The following is a 15,256-nucleotide window of genomic DNA, read 5'->3' as shown; positions in this document are numbered from 1 at the left end:
CGCCTATAACCTGATTACGACTGCGGCAAGGCTTCGATCACCACGAAGGCGAGCGCATAGGGATGTTCGTCGCTCAGCGTCAGGTGGATTTTCGCCTCGTGTCCGGCTGGCGTCAGACGCGCCAGATGCTCAGCCGCATGGCCGGTCAGCGCCATCGTCGGCTGACCCGACCGCAGGTTCACCACCCCCATGTCGCGCCAATAGACATCGGCGCGCATGCCTGTGCCCAAGGCCTTGGCGCAGGCCTCCTTGGCGGCGAACCGTTTGGCGTAGCTCCAAGCCGGGTCCGGTTTCCGATCCGAGCGGGTGCGTTCCAACTCGGTAAAGCAGCGGGCCTTGAAGCGATCCCCAAACCGATCAAGAGACGCCTGGATGCGACGGATGTCCGACAGATCCGCGCCGACGCCAATGATCATTTGGCCGCATCCATCGCGGCCCGCATCCGGCGGATCGCCCCGTCCAGGCCGATGAAGATCGAGTCGCCGATCAGGAAATGACCGATGTTCAACTCGCGGATTTCTGAGATCGCCAGCATGCGCGGGGCCGTGTTGTAGTCCAGCCCGTGGCCTGCATGGACCTCGAGCCCCAGGATGTCGGCCTGGGCTGCGGCTGCGGCGAGGCGTTCGAACTCGACCTCCCGCTCTGCCGGATCGGTCAAGTCGCAGTAGCGACCGGTGTGGAATTCGACCACCTGGGCGCCGACGGCGGCGGCGGCCTCGACCTGCGCTTCGGACGGTTCGATGAAGAGCGAACCCCGGATGCCGGCGTCCGCCAGCGCCTTGACCACAGGCGCGATCCGTCCTTCGTGACCGGCGACCGCCAGACCGCCTTCGGTCGTGATCTCCTCGCGCCGCTCGGGCACCAGACAGGCGGCGTGCGGCTTGTGACGCAGGGCGATGGCCAGCATCTCGTCCGTCACCGCCATTTCCAGATTCAGCGGCTTGCCGGCGCGGGCGCACAGGGCGCTCAACACATCGATGTCGGCGTCGGTGATGTGGCGTCGATCTTCGCGCAGGTGAGCGGTGATACCGTCGGCGCCGGCCGCCAGCGCCGCCTCGGCCGCGCGCGCCGGATCGGGATGAGAGCCGCCGCGTGCGTTTCGCACCGTGGCGACGTGGTCGATGTTGACGCCCAGCCTGACCCCTTCCCGCATGGCTCTATTTCGACAATCTGCGGCTGCCGGGATCTTCCACCGGAAGCGCGGCCAACTCAGGCGGAAGAGCGTCGGCTGGGTAAGCGGGCACGTCCAGCGACGCCAGGGCGATCAGCGGCACGCCCACATCCGCCTTGCCGCCCGACCGATCGACGATACAGGCGGCGGCGATCACCTCGCCACCGGCGGCCTGGATGGCGGCGATGCATTCGCGCGACGACAGGCCGGTCGTGACGATATCCTCGACCATGACGACCTTCTCACCCGGCTCGACCGAGAAGCCGCGACGCAGTTTGAACGAACCGCCTTCGCGCTCGACATACATCGAACGGACCTTCAGGTGTTTGGCCGTCTCGTAACCGGGGATGATGCCGCCTACAGCCGGCGATATGGCGACATCGACCGGGCCGACCGTGGCCGTGATCTTGTCCGCCAGCGCCTTGCACAACCGCTCGCAGCGCGCGCCGTCCATGAAGACCAGGTTTTTCTGCAGGAAGACCGGGCTGTGCAGACCCGACGACAGGACGAAATGGCCTTCGCGCAGGGCGCCGGCGCCACGAAACTCGTTGAGGACGTCTTCAGTGTTCATCACAGGGTTCTAGACCCGGATCGCGCGCGGATGAACCCTGCGGCGACGCTTCATTCGATGTTTTCGTTCGGCCGAAGCCCGCGCGCGAGCAGTTCGGCCCAGACGCCCTCCGCGTCCTCGGCGAAACCGATCAGGTCCAGGTCAGACGCGGCGATCATTCCATGTTCTACCAGGGCGTCGAAACCGATCACCGAGGTCCAGTAGGCCTTGTCCACCAGAACGACCGGAACCGGCGGCGCCTTCTTCGTCTGGCGCAAGGTCAGCATCTCGAACATCTCGTCGAAGGTGCCGAAGCCGCCGGGAAACACCACCAACGCATTGGCGCGCATCGCCAGATGCATCTTCCGCATCGCGAAATAGTGGAAACGGAACGTCAGCTCCGGCGTCGAGTAGGCGTTCGGCTCCTGCTCATGCGGCAGAGTGATGTTGAAACCGACCGACGGCGCGCCCGCGTCCACGGCTCCGCGGTTGGCCGCTTCCATGATCCCCGGGCCGCCGCCGGTGGCGATGACATTGTCGCGGGGTTCGCCGACGCGACCTCTCAAGGCCCCGCCCCGCTCGGACGCCAGTCGACCAAAGGCGCGCGCCTCTTCATACCAACGGTGCCCTTCACGGACGCGCGCGCTGCCGAACACGACGAGGGTCGAGCGCACGCCCCAGGCCCTCAACGCCTCCTCAGGCTTGGCGTATTCCATCAGGAACCGCACGCCGCGCATCGAATCGCCCAGCAGGAAGTCCTGATCCATCGCCGCCATGCGATAGGACGGCGAAGCCATCTGCGCCGCGTTCGGCTTTACCGGGTCGCTCATTCGCCGCGCGCGCGCTCGACGGAATCGACCGACGGATTGGCCCTCAGCGCCGCCATGATCGTGGTGGCGTGCTTGGCGTCTTCGACCTCGACATCCACGTCCACGTCGAAGAAATCCTGCTGACGGTGCGCCATCGACAGGTTAATGATGTTGCCGCCGGCCTCGCCGATCAAAGTGGTGACCTGACCCAGCACGCCCGGCGCATTGCGGATCGTCGCGCGAATCCGGGCGGCGGCGACCGCGTCCGTTTCGGCCTGAGGCGTCCATTGCAGGTCATGCCACACCGAATCGTCATCGGCGAAGGCGGCCAGGGTCTGGCAATCAATGGTGTGGACGGTCAGGCCAGCTTCCGGCTCCAGAATGCCCACGATCCGGTCGCCCGGAACGGGCGTGCAGCATTGACCAAAATGCACCGAAACGCCGGGCGTCAGCCCGCCGCCGCGCACGAACAGCCGCGCCTTCTCGCCCTCGATGCGCTGCTTCTCGGGTCCGGCCTTCAGCCGACCCTTCAGCGCGGGGAACAGGATTTCGGCCGCCGTCGTCGGCGACAACCGCCCGCGACCCAAGCCTTCGAACAGATCGTCGTCGCTCGCGACCGCCAGCAACTCCAGAACCGGCTTCAGCGACACGTCGGTCAGGGTCTTGTCGACCCGGCCCAGGGTCTGATCCAGCGCGACGCGGCCCAGCTTGATGAACTCTTCACGCTCGGAGGTGCGGATATGGCGGCGAATGGCCGAGCGGGCCCGGCCCGTCACCGTCAAACTGCGCCAGTCGGCAGGCACTTCGCGCTTGGAGCCGCGAATGATCTCGACCACGTCGCCGTTCTGGAGCGGCGTCCGCATGGGCTTCAGCTCGCCGTTGACCTTGACCCCGACGGCCGTATCCCCGACCTCGGTGTGGACGGCATAGGCGAAGTCCAGAGGCATTCCCCCGCGCGGCAGGGTGACGAGTTGCCCCTTCGGCGTGAAGACGAAAACCTGGTCCAGATACATTTCGAGCTTGGCGTGCTCGACCCAGTCTTCGCCGCCCTCGCCGTGCTCGATCACCTGAACCAGGTGACGCAGGTTCTGAAGCGGGTCACGCCCGCCGCCCTGTTCCATCGCCTCACGGTCGAAGCCATAGGAATGGTTCTTGTAGCGCCAGTGGGCGGCGACCCCGTCCTCGGCGATCCGGTCCATGTCCTCGGTGCGGATCTGCATCTCGATCCGCAGGCCCCGGGGGCCGACGACGGTCGTGTGCAGCGAGCGATAGTTGTTCGACTTGGGCGTCGAGATGAAATCCTTGAACCGCTCGGGCACCATCGGCCATTCGCGGTGGATCACGCCCAGTGCGCGGTAGCAGTCGTCCTCCGCCTCGACGATCACGCGGAAGCCGTAGATGTCGGACAGGGACGAAAAGCCGACCGACTTGCGCTGCAGTTTGCGCCAGATCGAATAGGGCGTCTTCTGCCGGCCATAGACACTGGCCTTCAGGCCCGCCTCGGACAGGACGCGCTCGACCTCGCTCGCCACGCCGTCGATGGCGCGACCATGCTCCAGCTTCAACGCCTCCAGCCGCCGCTCGATGGCGGTCTTGGCCGTCGGGTTCAGATGGGTGAAGGCTAGTTCTTCCAGCTCGGACGCGATCGAGTGGATTCCGATCGACCGGCCCAGGGGCGCATAGACTTCAAGCGTTTCGCGGCTGATCCGCTCGCGCTTCTCCGGCTTCACGAACTGGAGCGTGCGCATGTTGTGCAGACGGTCGGCCAGCTTGACCAGCAGCACCCGCACGTCACGGCTGATGGCCAGGATGAACTTGCGCAGGTTCTCGGCTTGGCGCGTGTGTTCGGCCTGAAGCTCCAGCCGCGACAGTTTGGTCACGCCCTCGACCAGGACCGCGACCTCTTCACCGAACATGCCGGCGATGTCGTCACGTGTCGCGGTCGTGTCCTCAACCACGTCGTGCAAAAGGGCGGTGACGATGGTGGCGGTGTCGAGTTTGTAGTCGGTCAGTATCCCCGCGACCTGAATCGGGTGGGCGAAATAGGGATCGCCCGAGGCTCGCAACTGCGAGCCGTGCATCTTCATCGCATAGACGTAGGCGCGGTTCAGAAGCGCTTCATCGGCGGTGGGGTCATAGGCCTTGACGGCCTCGATCAGTTCAAACTGGCGCAGGATCGGCGCGCGCTTGGGCTGCGGCGCCGGATCGACGAGCGCCGTCTGGGGGTCGTTTTTGTTTGCAGCTTGGGGCGCCGGCGGAACCGTCTCGGTCCGCGCCGGCAGGATAGTGACGCCAGGGGCTCCCTCGGGCGTCAGTACCGCTCCTCCTGACCGCCGTCGCGGTCGCTTTGCAGGGCGCGGATCAGTTCCGCCTCGGCCATGTTCATGTGCTGCGGCGAGGCCAGCAGGGCGACCGTTTCCGCCTCGTCCTCGGCTTCCGTCCGCTCATCGACGCGTTGCAGCGTGGTGATGATGGTCTCGCGCAGCTCGTCCGGCACGACGGTGTCGTCGGCGATCTCGCGCAGGGCGACGACAGGGTTCTTGTCGTTGTCGCGGTCGATCGTCAGGGCGGCGCCGTTGGCGATGCTGCGGGCGCGGTGGCCAGCCATCAGCACCAGACCAAAGCGGTTCGGAACCTTCTCGATGCAGTCTTCGACGGTGACGCGGGCCATGAAATTCCTCGAACGCGGGGGAGAACCGCGTCAAATACAGATGAGGATGGCTTTTTGCAACGCCACAGGGGCGGAAGTTGGGCGTCAGCTCGGGCGAGCGTCGGCGCCGATGGAGGCGGAAGCGGCCAGATCGCTCGCGGTCCGGCCATGCGGATGCGTCCACGCCGGAGCGATCTCGGCGATGGGGCCCATGACGAACCGGCGCTCGGCCGCGCGGGGATGGGGCAGGATCAACCCCTGCAGATCACCGCTCAATCGTCCGTAGGCGATCAGGTCCAGATCCAGCGTCCGCGGCGCATTGCGAACCGACCGCTCGCGGCCGAACGCGTCCTCGATCCGGCCGAGCGCCGCCATCAGAGCATGCGGATCGTGTTCTGTGCGTACGATGACCACGCCATTCAGAAAGGCTGGGTCGTGCGGATCGGGCCAGGCCTGGGACGACCACCACGACGAGCGTGCGACGACATCAATCCCCTCGCTGCGAAAACGCGCGAGCGCCGCCTCCAGCGCTTCGGTGCAGGAAGACCATGCCCCCTTGTCATTGCAGCCCAGGGCCACGATGACTGCATCATTCAGGTCGAACCCGTCATCGATTCCGACGGCGACCGCGCGATCCGATTTTTTATCTTTTTCCACGGCTTCGACCATGTTTCATCCCAACGACCGGCTGGCGATCTTTATCGATGGCTCCAACCTCTACTCCGCAGCCCGAGCCTTGCAGCACGACATGGATTTCCGGCGGATGCTGGACTGGTTCCGCGAGAGGTCCATCCTGACGCGTGCATACTACTATACGGCCGTGGTCGAGGGCGAAGAATTCTCGCCGGTGAAGCCGCTGGTGGACTGGCTCGACTACAACGGCTTTTCGGTCGTCACCAAGCCGGTGAAGCGGTTCACGGACAATAGCGGCCACAGCCGGATCAAAGGCAATATGGACATCGAGATCGCGGTGGACATGCTGGAGCTGGCTCCGCACATCGACCATGCGGTGCTGTTCTCCGGCGATGGCGACTTCAGGCGTGTGGTTCAGGCGATCCAGGCCAAGGGCGTGCGGGTCACTGTCATCTCGACCCAGAAGACCCAGCCGCCGCATATCGCTGACGAACTGCGTCGTCAGGCCGACGACTTCCTGGACCTGAACGATCTGATGGCCGACTTCGGCCGCCCGAAGGCCGCCCAATGACCCTGACGCCCGAACCGCCTCGCGACTGCCCCCTATGTCCTCGCTTGGTCGCCTATCGTCAGGAGAATGCTCGCCAGAATCCAGACTGGTGGAACGGACCGGCCCCCTCGTTCGGCGATCCGAACGCGCGTCTGCTGATCGCCGGCCTCGCGCCCGGCCGAACCGGCGCCAACCGGACGGGACGTCCCTTCACTGGCGATCACGCCGGCTGGCTGTTGTACGACACCCTGAAGAAGGCCGGGTTTGCGCACGGCCATTACGATCCCAACGGCGACGATGACCTGACGCTGACGGACTGCATGATCACCAATGCGGTCCGGTGCGCCCCGCCGGCGAACAAGCCCCTGCCGATCGAGGAAACGACCTGCCGTCCCTTCCTGATCGACCGGCTCAAACTGCTGCCGAATCTGAAGGTGATCGTGACCTTGGGCGACGTCTCGCGCCGCAATATCCTGAAAGCGTTCGGACGGCCTGCGTCAGCGATGCCGGCGGGTCACGGGGCGCAGGGCGAAGCCGGCGGCTACGTCATTCTGAACAGCTATCACTGTTCCCGCCTGAACACGAACACCGGTCGCCTGACGCCGCAGATGTTTGAGGATATCTTCGCGCGCGCCCGAACCATGATCGAGGCCTGAGCCTCAGCCCTTGTCACGCATCAGGCGGGCCTTGTCGCGCTGCCAGTCGCGTTCGGCCGAAGCCTCGCGCTTGTCGTGCAGCTTCTTGCCCTTGGCCAACGCGATCTCCAGCTTCGCCTTGCCTGCATCGTTCAGATAGAGCTTCAGCGGAATGATGGTCTGGCCGTCGCGCTGAACCGCCCCCATCAACTTGTCGATCTGCTTTCTGTGCAGCAGCAGCTTACGGGGTCGGCGCGGCTCGTGGTTGAAGCGGTTTGCCTGTTTGTACGGCGGGATATCGGCGTTGATCAGCACGATCTCGCGCCCCTCCACCGCCGCATAGCTTTCGGCGATATTGGCCCGGCCGTCGCGCAACGCCTTGATCTCGGTGCCCAGCAGTTGGATCCCGGCCTCGATATTGTCTTCCAGGAAATAGTCGAACCGCGCGCGGCGGTTTTCAGCGATGACCTTGGACTTCGATTGCGGCTTGGGGGCCATCAGATAACGCCCGCCGCCGCCATGGCGCGGTCGATAAAGGGTTTGACCGCATCGGAAGTCGGCGACAGCGGCAGACGCGCCTCCTCATTGCACAAGCCAAGCTTGGCCAGGGCGTATTTCGTCGGCGCGGGCGAGTTGTCTAGGAACAACGCCTTGCACAGACTGATCAGTCGGTCCTGCCAATCCCGTGCTGTGGCATAATCTCCGGCGGTCATCGCATTGTGTAAGGCGACCATGGCCTCGGGCGCGACATTGGACGCCACCGAGATCAGGCCGACGCCGCCATGGGCGTGGTAGCCGAGATAGCTGGGGTCGTCGCCCGAGATCAGGTCGAACTGGCCATCGATGTTTGCGCGCATCCAGCTGACACGGCTCATGTCGCCCGTGGCGTCCTTGATGCCGACGATGTTGGGGTGGGCCGCCAGCCGCGCCACTGTCTCATTGGACAGATCGGCCCCCGTCCGGCCCGGCACATTGTAAAGCAGGATCGGCAGTTGAACCGCGTCGGCCACCGCTTCGAAATGGGCCGCCATGCCCGCCTGGGACGGGCGAATATAATACGGCGTCACGATCAAAGCCCCATCGGCGCCCACCGTCTTGGCGTGGCGGGTCAGGTCGATGGCTTCCTTGGTATAGGGCGATCCGGTGCCGGCGATGACGGCGATGCGCCCGGCCGTCAGACGCACGCACAGTTCTATGACGTGCTTGTGCTCATCCAGATCCATGCTGGCGCCCTCGCCCGTCGTGCCCATCGGGACGACGCCGTGAACCCCTGCGGCGATCTGACGCTCGAGCAGTTTGGCGAATGCGGCTTCGTCCACGTTTCCGTCACGAAGTGGTGTGATCAGGGCGGTGATCACGCCCTTGAACAAGGGGGCGTTCATGAGACTAAGCTGGCCTGCGTGGGGAGTGACGATGGACGGATGTTCATCGCCTTTGCAATGAGCGCGGGACGTTAGGTCGCCAGCGGCTCCGCCGCAACCGGGATTGAATGGGAACAGGACAGATCATGATCGCGACCAGTCTGGCGGCGGCCCTCGCCGTTCTTGCGCCGAACCCGCAGGACGTCCTGCCTACCCAGCCTGTGCCCTATGCCTCGGCGTCTTCGTCAGTGCCCGGCTATTCGGCGACATATCAGGGCCGCGTGCTGAACGATCAGGACACGGCGCTGTTTCGTCAGGGGCTGGCGGCTGCCCGTGCGCGCGACGTGTTCGGCGCCCAGTCCGCCATGTCGCAGATCAGGGACGCCTCTGCTCGCAAACTGGTCGAATGGGCGCTGATCGACACCTCGGGCGAGCAACTGTCCTACTCTGACCTCGCGCGCGGTCAATCCGATCTGGCGGGATGGCCGCGCGGCGAATCAAGACGCGCCGCCGCCGAAAAGGTGCTGGACCGCTCCGGCATGGGCGCGGACGCGGCCCTGGCCCTGATGTCCGACGGAAAGCCGACGACGGTCGAGGGCGCCATCGCCTATGCCTCCGCGCTGCAGCAGCGCGGCCGTCAGGATGAGGCGCGCGTCCTGGTCCGCGACTGGTGGCGCACCCGGTCGTTCGATGACGCGCCGCAATCGCGTATCCTCAGCCAATGGGGCTCCTGGTTGACGCCCGCCGATCACGAGACGCGGCTGAACATGCTGCTGCTCGGTCCGCACGGACCGGCGACGCGCAGCATGATCAATCTGGTCTCGCCCGATCGCGCCGCCATCGCGAACACGGTCATGACCCTTCGCTCGGCCTACAGCCCCGACGCCGTCGTCGCCAATCTGACGCCGGCCCAGGCCGCCGATCCGGCTGTCGTGCTGGAGCGCGTTCGCCTGCTGCGATCGCAAAATCGGCAGTCCGAAGGCTTTGCTCTGCTGGCCAATCTTCCGCCGGCGCCGGGCCATACGACCGGCGACAACACCCTGTGGAGCGAGCGCCGCAACTACTTCCTCGACGCCCTGCAACAGGGCAACTGGCGCGCGGCCTATGACGCCATGAACGGTCACGGCTTCAGCTCGGGTGACCGGATGGTGGACGCCGAGTTTTTCGCCGGTTGGGTCGCCCTGACCAAGCTGAACCAGCCCGAAGTCGCCGCCCGCCACTTCGAAGCCCTGCGCACCGCCTCATCCACGCCGATCACTCAGGGCCGCGCCTTCTACTGGCTGGGTCGCGCCGCCGAGGCGCGCGGCGAACGCGACGCCGCCCTCGCCTACTATCGTAACGGCGCCCAGCACTGGCAGACCTTCTATGGGCAGTTGGCGGCCGAGAAGGCGGGCATGACCACGCTTCAGCTGCCCGGCGAACCTGTGCCGTCCCAAGCAGATATCGCCCGCTTCGAAGGCAATGAGATCGTCCGCGCCACGCGCATCTTGGGCGAGACGGGCGAAATGAGCCTGCTGCGCGTCTTCGCCTATCAGCTGGACAACGACCTGCCGACCATCAACGACCTGGCCCTGCTGATGGACCTGTCGCGCGGCTATGGCGAGGGTTTCACCGCCATGATGGTGGGCCGCGCCGCCAGCCAGCGGGGCTTCGTCATGCCCGAGCGCATGTATCCCGTCCGCATCCCGCCCCAGGTCGCCGGCGCCGCCCCGCTGGAGTTCACCCAGGCGATCACGCGACAGGAATCCAGCTTCGATCCCCGCGCTCGCTCCGGCGCCGATGCGCGCGGCATGATGCAGTTCCTGCCGTCCACGGCCTCCGGCGTCGCCCGCCGTCTGGGCATGAGCTATTCCGCCGAGCAGTTGTGGGATCCCGACTACAACATGACCCTGGGCAGCTACCACTTGGGCGAGCTGATGGCGGCGAACAACGGCTCCATGCTGCTGGCGACGGTCGGCTATAACGCCGGACCGGCGCGCCCCAGCCAGTGGATCGCCCGTTGCGGCGACCCGCGCGGCGATGCGATCAAGACCATCGACTTCATCGAGTGCGCGCCCTTCACCGAGACGCGCAACTACATGATGCGGGTGATGGAGAACATGGCGGTCTACAAGGCGCGCCTGAACGGCGGCACGGCGCCGCTGACGCCGTCGGCCGACATTTCGCGCGGATTGGCGGCCGGCGCGCGGCCCTACATCGCCTACTGAGCCCGGCGGGCCGCCAGCAGCGGCCCGTTCGGTCCCTCGATCCACGCGCCGTCCAGCCCGAAGACCTCCCGCAGGACGGCGGGCGACAGGGCCTGGATCGGTGGGGCGTCAGCAACGTCTCGCCCCCGATCCAGCACGACGATGCGATCCGCGACGGTGGCAGCCAGGGTCAGGTCGTGAAGGCTGACCAGCACCCCTGCCCCATCGTCAGCGCGCGCCCTCAGGCGCTCCAGCACCAGACGCTGCGCATCCGGGTCCAGCCCGGCGATCGGCTCGTCGGCCAGCAGCAGCGGCGCATCGACGACAAGGGCGCGCGCCAGCAGAACCCGCGCACGCTCGCCGCCCGACATCTCCGCAACGCCACGGTCCGCCAGATGACCGGCGCCGACTTCGTCCAGAGCGGTTCGCGCGCGCGCCAGCGCATCAGCGCCAGACAGAAACGGCGCGCCGAGCGCCGCCACCTCTGCCGCCGGCAGATTCCAGGCGATGCGCCGTTCCTGCGGCAGATAGGCGACGCGTTCCGCCCGCTGGCGATGGGACAGATCGACAATGTCCGCGCCGCCCAACCTGATTTGTCCGCCGGTCGTCTCCAGCAGGCCCGCAGCGGCGCGGATCGCGCTGCTCTTGCCCGCGCCGTTCGGCCCGCACAGGGCCACGATCTCGCCCGCCATGACCGACAGGCTTACCCCATCCAGCACGACGGCCTTGCCCAGTCGCGCCTGAATGTTCTCCAGCGCCAACAGGCTCACAGCCGCCACTCCCGCGCCGCTCGCCACGCGATCAGGGCGAACAGGGGCGCGCCGATCAGGGCGGTGAACACGCCCAGCTTCAGTTCCTGATCCGTCGGCGTCAGTCGCGCCAACAGGTCCGCGACGATCAGCATCAGTCCGCCCGCCAGCGCCGAGGGCGCCAGGATTCGCTTCGCATCACCCCGCACCGCCGCGCGCACCAGATGCGGCGCGGCCAGGCCCACGAACCCGATCACGCCCGCCACCGCCACTGCCGCCCCTGTGGCCAAGGCCGCCGCGATCAGGGCGAAGGCCCGCAACCGCCCCATGTTCAGTCCGGACGCCGCCGCCCCCTCGGCACCCAGGGTCAGCATCCGCAGACCGGCGCCCGACAAGGCAGCGAAGACGCCCGCGACGATGACGGCCGGGGTCACCCAAGCCACATCGACCCAGCTTCGGTTCTGCACCGATCCCAGCAGCCAGGACATGACCTCGGCCGAGGCGATCGGCGACGGCGACAGGTTGAAGATCAAGGCCGTCGCCGCGCCTGCGAAACTGGACAGCGCCACCCCGAACAGGATCAGGGCCTCGGGCGCCCGCATGGCCCTCGACGCCGCGATCAACAGTCCGCCCGCCAGCGCCGCACCCGCCAAGGCCGACACCTCGACCAGTCCCGGCACGGCCGCAGCGCCAAGGACGATCGCCAGCGCCGCGCCCAGGGCCGCCGTCGCCGACACGCCCAGCACGCCGGGATCGGCCAGCGGATTGCGCAACAGCCCCTGCATCACCGCCCCTGCCAAACCCAGGGCCGCGCCGACGATTAGGGCGCAGACGGCGCGCGGCGCCCGCACCTGCCATAGCACCTCGGCCGGACCGGATGTCGGATCGCTGAAGGCCGCCGCATACTGATCGACGCTGAACGCCGTCTCGCCGGCCAGCACCGCCAAGGCCAGCGCCGCGACGATTAAGCTGATCAGAACCAGGCAGAGCCGAACCGTTCTGTTCACGGCCGCCCCTTGGCCATCATCTCAACCGCGTCGGCGGCGAACCAGGCCGGGCAGGTCAAGGTCGCGGCGGGCAGGCGCGCCGCCGTTCGACCCTCGGCCGCTCGCGCGACGACCGGATGCCGCCCCGGTCCGCGCAGGTCCGCGCGCAGCTGATCGAAGAAGCCGAGCACAAATCGCACCGGCGGGTTAAGCGCGATTCGCTCGACGCTGAGCGCGCCAAAACCGGGCGCGGCCGACAGATTTCTAAATCCGGCCGCCCGTATCATCGCATCCATCAGCGTGCCTGGCCCCGCAGTGAAGCCTCCCGAGGTCAGATAGACAGCCACCGGCGCCTCAGCCGAGCGCTTCACCGGCGCCGCTTTGGCCAACTTCCCGTCCATCCGTCGCTCTAACGCCTGTCCGCGCGGCATTTGATCCAGATCGCGCGCGACGTTTCGGATGTTCCTGCGTACGCCCTCTAGGTCGACCGCGTCATCGATCGTGACCACCTTGACCCCGCGCTGCGCCAGCGCTGCCAGCAGCCGCGGTTCGCCGCCCCAGTAGCGCACCACCACGTCGGGCTGAAAACCCACGGCGGCCTCGAGCGTCGGACGCAAACGCCTGTGACCGACCGCCTGCTGACGCAGCCAGGCGTCAGGATCGTCGGCGCGCGGCGACAGCGCGATGTCCGCATCCGGCGCTAGAGCCAGCACATATTGGTCGGCGCACTGGTCCAGCGCCATGATCCGCAAGGGCCTGGCCTGAGCCGTGCTGCTGCTGAAAGCCAAAGCCGCCAAGGCGACGCAGACACGCTTCATCCTTCGATAAGACCGGCGAACAGGGCGTCCAGAGTCGTGCGAACCAGCGCCTGCCGATCGGACCACGGGAAATAAGGCTTTGTGATCATCAGAGACACGATCCCGTGCGCCGCAGCCCAGATCGCCTGGGCGATCGTTGCGGGATCGCCCTTCATGCGTCCGGCCGTCACGGCGTCCCCGACGGTCGCTTCCAATGTCGTGAACAGGCTGGAGCCCAGTTCGCGCGCCGCGTCCTGCGCGCCCTCTCGCGCCTCGACAGGTCGTGTAAGATAGATCAGGCGATAGGCGTTGGGATGGGCGAAACCGAAGTCGATGTAGCCTTCGATCATCCGCCGCAGGCGCTGCTCTGGCGGCGCGGCCTCATCGGCGACGGCGGCATTGGATGCGATCAACCGGGCGAATGCGTCACGGCAGATTTCCTGCAGGATCGCGCCCTTGTCCGGGAAATGCATATAGAGCGCCGTGGACGACAACCCGACCTCGTCCGCGATCTTGCGAATCGTCGCGCCTTCATAGCCGTGCTCGACAAAGATTCGCTCGGCCGCCGCCAGGATTTCGCCCCGCCGCGAATGGCCTTCGCCCTTGGGCTTTCGGGTCGTGCGCGAGGCGTTCGAAAGTTCAGACAAGCCGCTGCTCCGGGTGAGGCGCCCTGAATAGCGACAATCCGTCCCGGACGCCAACCGACTTGCAGAACACGGTTGTTTCAAATAGCGATTAGAGGTTGTGGTGCTTTGGGGGCGGATGCGGTGAAGGATTGGGCGCATCCGGGGATCAGGCCCCGCAGAAACGGCGCCTCGCGACGCACGTGGAGCGGTTTCCAGATCACGACCTTGATCCTGCTTATCCTGACCTCCGTCGTGGCGCTGATCCGCTGGCCTGAAACCGCTTTCGACGTCGCCTTGGTGTTGTTCCAAGCCGCATTCGTCGTGTGCGCGCTTTGGAAGGCCGTTATCGGCGTCGCCAGCCTGCGACGCCCCGCGCCTGTTCCGCGTCCGATCGAATGGCCGCGCTACACCATTCTGGCAGCGCTTTATGACGAGGCTGCCGTGGCGCCGCAGTTGATCGCCAACCTCAGCCGGATCGACTATCCGGCGCACAGGCTAGAGGCCTTCATCGTGCTTGAGGCGCATGATGAGGTCACCCTGGCCGCAGCCCAGGCGACGCCCAAACCGTCGTGGCTGAAAATCCTGATCGCGCCGCCGGGCAGTCCCCAGACCAAGCCGCGCGCTTTGAACTACGCCCTGGGTCACGCGCGGGGCGATCTGGTCACCATCTATGACGCGGAGGATCGACCGCATCCGCAACAACTCCGTCAGGCGGCTGCGCGCTTCGTGGCCCAGCCACGGCTGGGTTGTCTTCAGGCACCGCTTCGCATCCGAGCATCCGGCAAGGCTGGCTCCTGGTTTCTGGATCGACAGTTCGCCTTTGAATATGCGGCCCTGTTCGAAGTGACCTTGCCGGGCATGGCGCGGCTGGGCCTGCCCTTCCCGCTGGGCGGCACCAGCAACCATATCCGCATGACGGCTCTGCGTGGCGCAGGCGGCTGGGATGCGCACAATGTCACCGAGGACGCCGACCTGGGCTTTCGCCTGTGGTCGCTAGGCTGGAAGCTCGACGTCATCGACAGTCCCACCTGGGAGACGCCGCCGGGCGCGATGGACCGATGGCTGCCGCAGCGCACCCGGTGGCTGAAAGGTTATATGCAGACCTGGGGCGTGCATACGCGGCGTGCCAACGCCTTGGGCCGACGCGGGAGCTTGTCGCTGGTCATGACCTTGGGCGCGGCGATCCTTTCGGCGGCCGCCCATGCCCCGACGCTGGCCTGGCTGGTTCTGGCTATCGCCGTCTGGGCGCTGTCCGGCGTCCTGCCGCCCCTGCCCGGAGGCTCGCTAGGCGTGCTGGCGCTGGGCGTCATCGCCGCCTGGATGAGCTGTGCGGTCGGAGCACGACGGGCAGGGCTAGATTATCGACTGGGCGATGTGCTGGTTGCGCCGGCATACTGGGCGCTGCTCAGCCTGGCTTTCGTCCATGCAGCCTGGCGGCTGGCGGTCGAACCGCACGTCTGGGACAAGACCCCGCACGATTGCGACGATCAGAGGCCGGAATTGACCGTCGTGGCGCTGGACGCTGGACGCGAGGCGGCCTGAGCGCCTATCAG

Annotated in this window: 17 protein-coding genes; 4 read left to right on the top strand and 13 right to left on the bottom strand. The window is 66.5% G+C overall.

What is annotated here, in order from left to right; genetic code table 11:
• Positions 1–14 precede the first annotated feature (14 nt).
• The 7 genes from acpS to folK all read right to left on the bottom strand — a co-directional run bounded on the left by acpS (position 15) and on the right by folK (position 5,849).
• A complete protein-coding gene (acpS, locus tag O2K97_RS09435; protein WP_269219065.1) occupies positions 15–416 on the bottom strand; it encodes a holo-ACP synthase in 402 nt (133 codons plus the stop codon).
• Positions 413–1,153, bottom strand: coding sequence for a pyridoxine 5'-phosphate synthase (locus tag O2K97_RS09430; protein ID WP_269219064.1), 741 nt, complete (start codon positions 1,151–1,153; stop codon positions 413–415). Before O2K97_RS09430 ends, acpS begins: the two co-directional genes overlap by 4 nt.
• A gap of 4 nt (positions 1,154–1,157) precedes the next feature.
• Positions 1,158–1,742 (bottom strand): orotate phosphoribosyltransferase, encoded by a 585-nt coding sequence (pyrE, locus tag O2K97_RS09425; RefSeq protein ID WP_269219063.1) that lies wholly within the window; start codon positions 1,740–1,742, stop codon positions 1,158–1,160.
• Positions 1,743–1,792: 50 nt separating this feature from the next.
• The gene (locus O2K97_RS09420; protein WP_269219062.1) at positions 1,793–2,551 is read right to left on the bottom strand and encodes a TIGR00730 family Rossman fold protein; all 759 of its coding nucleotides are present in this window, start codon (positions 2,549–2,551) and stop codon (positions 1,793–1,795) included.
• Complete coding sequence (locus O2K97_RS09415; RefSeq protein WP_419466061.1) at positions 2,548–4,617, bottom strand: RelA/SpoT family protein; 2,070 nt, start codon at positions 4,615–4,617, stop codon at positions 2,548–2,550. The genes O2K97_RS09420 and O2K97_RS09415 overlap by 4 nt, the downstream gene beginning before the upstream one ends.
• A gap of 224 nt (positions 4,618–4,841) precedes the next feature.
• Positions 4,842–5,201: a DNA-directed RNA polymerase subunit omega gene (rpoZ, locus tag O2K97_RS09410; protein ID WP_017504892.1), complete on the bottom strand. Its 360-nt coding sequence runs from the start codon at positions 5,199–5,201 to the stop codon at positions 4,842–4,844.
• 84 nt (positions 5,202–5,285) lie between these two features.
• A complete protein-coding gene (folK, locus tag O2K97_RS09405) occupies positions 5,286–5,849 on the bottom strand; it encodes a 2-amino-4-hydroxy-6-hydroxymethyldihydropteridine diphosphokinase (RefSeq protein WP_269219061.1) in 564 nt (187 codons plus the stop codon).
• Between folK and O2K97_RS09400 the strand changes: the two genes are divergently transcribed.
• Positions 5,848–6,384, top strand: coding sequence for an NYN domain-containing protein (locus tag O2K97_RS09400; RefSeq protein WP_269219060.1), 537 nt, complete (start codon positions 5,848–5,850; stop codon positions 6,382–6,384). The genes folK and O2K97_RS09400 overlap by 2 nt on opposite strands.
• Positions 6,381–7,019 carry a uracil-DNA glycosylase gene (locus O2K97_RS09395; RefSeq protein WP_269219059.1) on the top strand — a complete coding sequence of 213 codons (639 nt, stop codon included), beginning with the start codon at positions 6,381–6,383 and terminating at the stop codon, positions 7,017–7,019. Before O2K97_RS09400 ends, O2K97_RS09395 begins: the two co-directional genes overlap by 4 nt.
• 3 nt (positions 7,020–7,022) lie before the next feature.
• On the opposite strand, the gene smpB is transcribed toward O2K97_RS09395, so the two are convergent.
• Both smpB and dapA read right to left on the bottom strand, forming a co-directional pair.
• The gene (gene smpB, locus O2K97_RS09390) at positions 7,023–7,496 is read right to left on the bottom strand and encodes an SsrA-binding protein SmpB (protein ID WP_055809902.1); all 474 of its coding nucleotides are present in this window, start codon (positions 7,494–7,496) and stop codon (positions 7,023–7,025) included.
• Entirely contained in the window at positions 7,496–8,380 is an 885-nt protein-coding gene (gene dapA, locus O2K97_RS09385; protein WP_269219058.1) for a 4-hydroxy-tetrahydrodipicolinate synthase, read from the bottom strand. Before dapA ends, smpB begins: the two co-directional genes overlap by 1 nt.
• A gap of 125 nt (positions 8,381–8,505) precedes the next feature.
• Between dapA and O2K97_RS09380 the strand changes: the two genes are divergently transcribed.
• On the top strand, positions 8,506–10,566 hold the full coding sequence (locus tag O2K97_RS09380; protein WP_269219057.1) for a lytic transglycosylase domain-containing protein: 2,061 nt from the start codon (positions 8,506–8,508) through the stop codon (positions 10,564–10,566).
• On the opposite strand, the gene O2K97_RS09375 is transcribed toward O2K97_RS09380, so the two are convergent.
• From O2K97_RS09375 to O2K97_RS09360, 4 genes are read right to left on the bottom strand one after another with little or no spacing between them, the layout of a single operon-like run.
• Complete coding sequence (locus O2K97_RS09375; protein ID WP_269219056.1) at positions 10,560–11,315, bottom strand: ABC transporter ATP-binding protein; 756 nt, start codon at positions 11,313–11,315, stop codon at positions 10,560–10,562. The genes O2K97_RS09380 and O2K97_RS09375 overlap by 7 nt on opposite strands.
• The gene (locus O2K97_RS09370) at positions 11,312–12,301 is read right to left on the bottom strand and encodes a FecCD family ABC transporter permease (RefSeq protein WP_269219055.1); all 990 of its coding nucleotides are present in this window, start codon (positions 12,299–12,301) and stop codon (positions 11,312–11,314) included. The genes O2K97_RS09375 and O2K97_RS09370 overlap by 4 nt, the downstream gene beginning before the upstream one ends.
• On the bottom strand, positions 12,298–13,098 hold the full coding sequence (locus O2K97_RS09365) for an ABC transporter substrate-binding protein (protein WP_269219054.1): 801 nt from the start codon (positions 13,096–13,098) through the stop codon (positions 12,298–12,300). Before O2K97_RS09365 ends, O2K97_RS09370 begins: the two co-directional genes overlap by 4 nt.
• Entirely contained in the window at positions 13,095–13,724 is a 630-nt protein-coding gene (locus tag O2K97_RS09360) for a TetR/AcrR family transcriptional regulator (protein ID WP_066551490.1), read from the bottom strand. Before O2K97_RS09360 ends, O2K97_RS09365 begins: the two co-directional genes overlap by 4 nt.
• A 204-nt stretch (positions 13,725–13,928) precedes the next feature.
• Here O2K97_RS09360 and O2K97_RS09355 point away from each other — a divergent pair, with 204 nt between their 5' ends.
• Positions 13,929–15,245, top strand: coding sequence for a glycosyltransferase family 2 protein (locus tag O2K97_RS09355; RefSeq protein WP_269219053.1), 1,317 nt, complete (start codon positions 13,929–13,931; stop codon positions 15,243–15,245).
• Positions 15,246–15,256 lie beyond the last annotated feature (11 nt).

The sequence above is a fragment of the Brevundimonas vesicularis genome (genome assembly GCF_027105095.1).
Lineage (GTDB): Bacteria > Pseudomonadota > Alphaproteobacteria > Caulobacterales > Caulobacteraceae > Brevundimonas > Brevundimonas vesicularis_E.
Note: the sequence above shows the minus strand (reverse complement) of the source record. Positions and strands in the feature narration are given on the sequence as shown.

Coding starts and splice junctions, on each gene's coding strand:
- acpS (WP_269219065.1), bottom strand. CDS start 416: ATGATCATTGGCGTCGGCGCGGATCTGTCGGACATCCGTCGCATCCAG.
- O2K97_RS09430 (WP_269219064.1), bottom strand. CDS start 1,153: ATGCGGGAAGGGGTCAGGCTGGGCGTCAACATCGACCACGTCGCCACG.
- pyrE (WP_269219063.1), bottom strand. CDS start 1,742: ATGAACACTGAAGACGTCCTCAACGAGTTTCGTGGCGCCGGCGCCCTG.
- O2K97_RS09420 (WP_269219062.1), bottom strand. CDS start 2,551: ATGAGCGACCCGGTAAAGCCGAACGCGGCGCAGATGGCTTCGCCGTCC.
- O2K97_RS09415 (WP_419466061.1), bottom strand. CDS start 4,617: ATGAAGATGCACGGCTCGCAGTTGCGAGCCTCGGGCGATCCCTATTTC.
- rpoZ (WP_017504892.1), bottom strand. CDS start 5,201: ATGGCCCGCGTCACCGTCGAAGACTGCATCGAGAAGGTTCCGAACCGC.
- O2K97_RS09400 (WP_269219060.1), top strand. CDS start 5,848: ATGTTTCATCCCAACGACCGGCTGGCGATCTTTATCGATGGCTCCAAC.
- folK (WP_269219061.1), bottom strand. CDS start 5,849: ATGGTCGAAGCCGTGGAAAAAGATAAAAAATCGGATCGCGCGGTCGCC.
- O2K97_RS09395 (WP_269219059.1), top strand. CDS start 6,381: ATGACCCTGACGCCCGAACCGCCTCGCGACTGCCCCCTATGTCCTCGC.
- smpB (WP_055809902.1), bottom strand. CDS start 7,496: ATGGCCCCCAAGCCGCAATCGAAGTCCAAGGTCATCGCTGAAAACCGC.
- dapA (WP_269219058.1), bottom strand. CDS start 8,380: ATGAACGCCCCCTTGTTCAAGGGCGTGATCACCGCCCTGATCACACCA.
- O2K97_RS09380 (WP_269219057.1), top strand. CDS start 8,506: ATGATCGCGACCAGTCTGGCGGCGGCCCTCGCCGTTCTTGCGCCGAAC.
- O2K97_RS09365 (WP_269219054.1), bottom strand. CDS start 13,098: ATGAAGCGTGTCTGCGTCGCCTTGGCGGCTTTGGCTTTCAGCAGCAGC.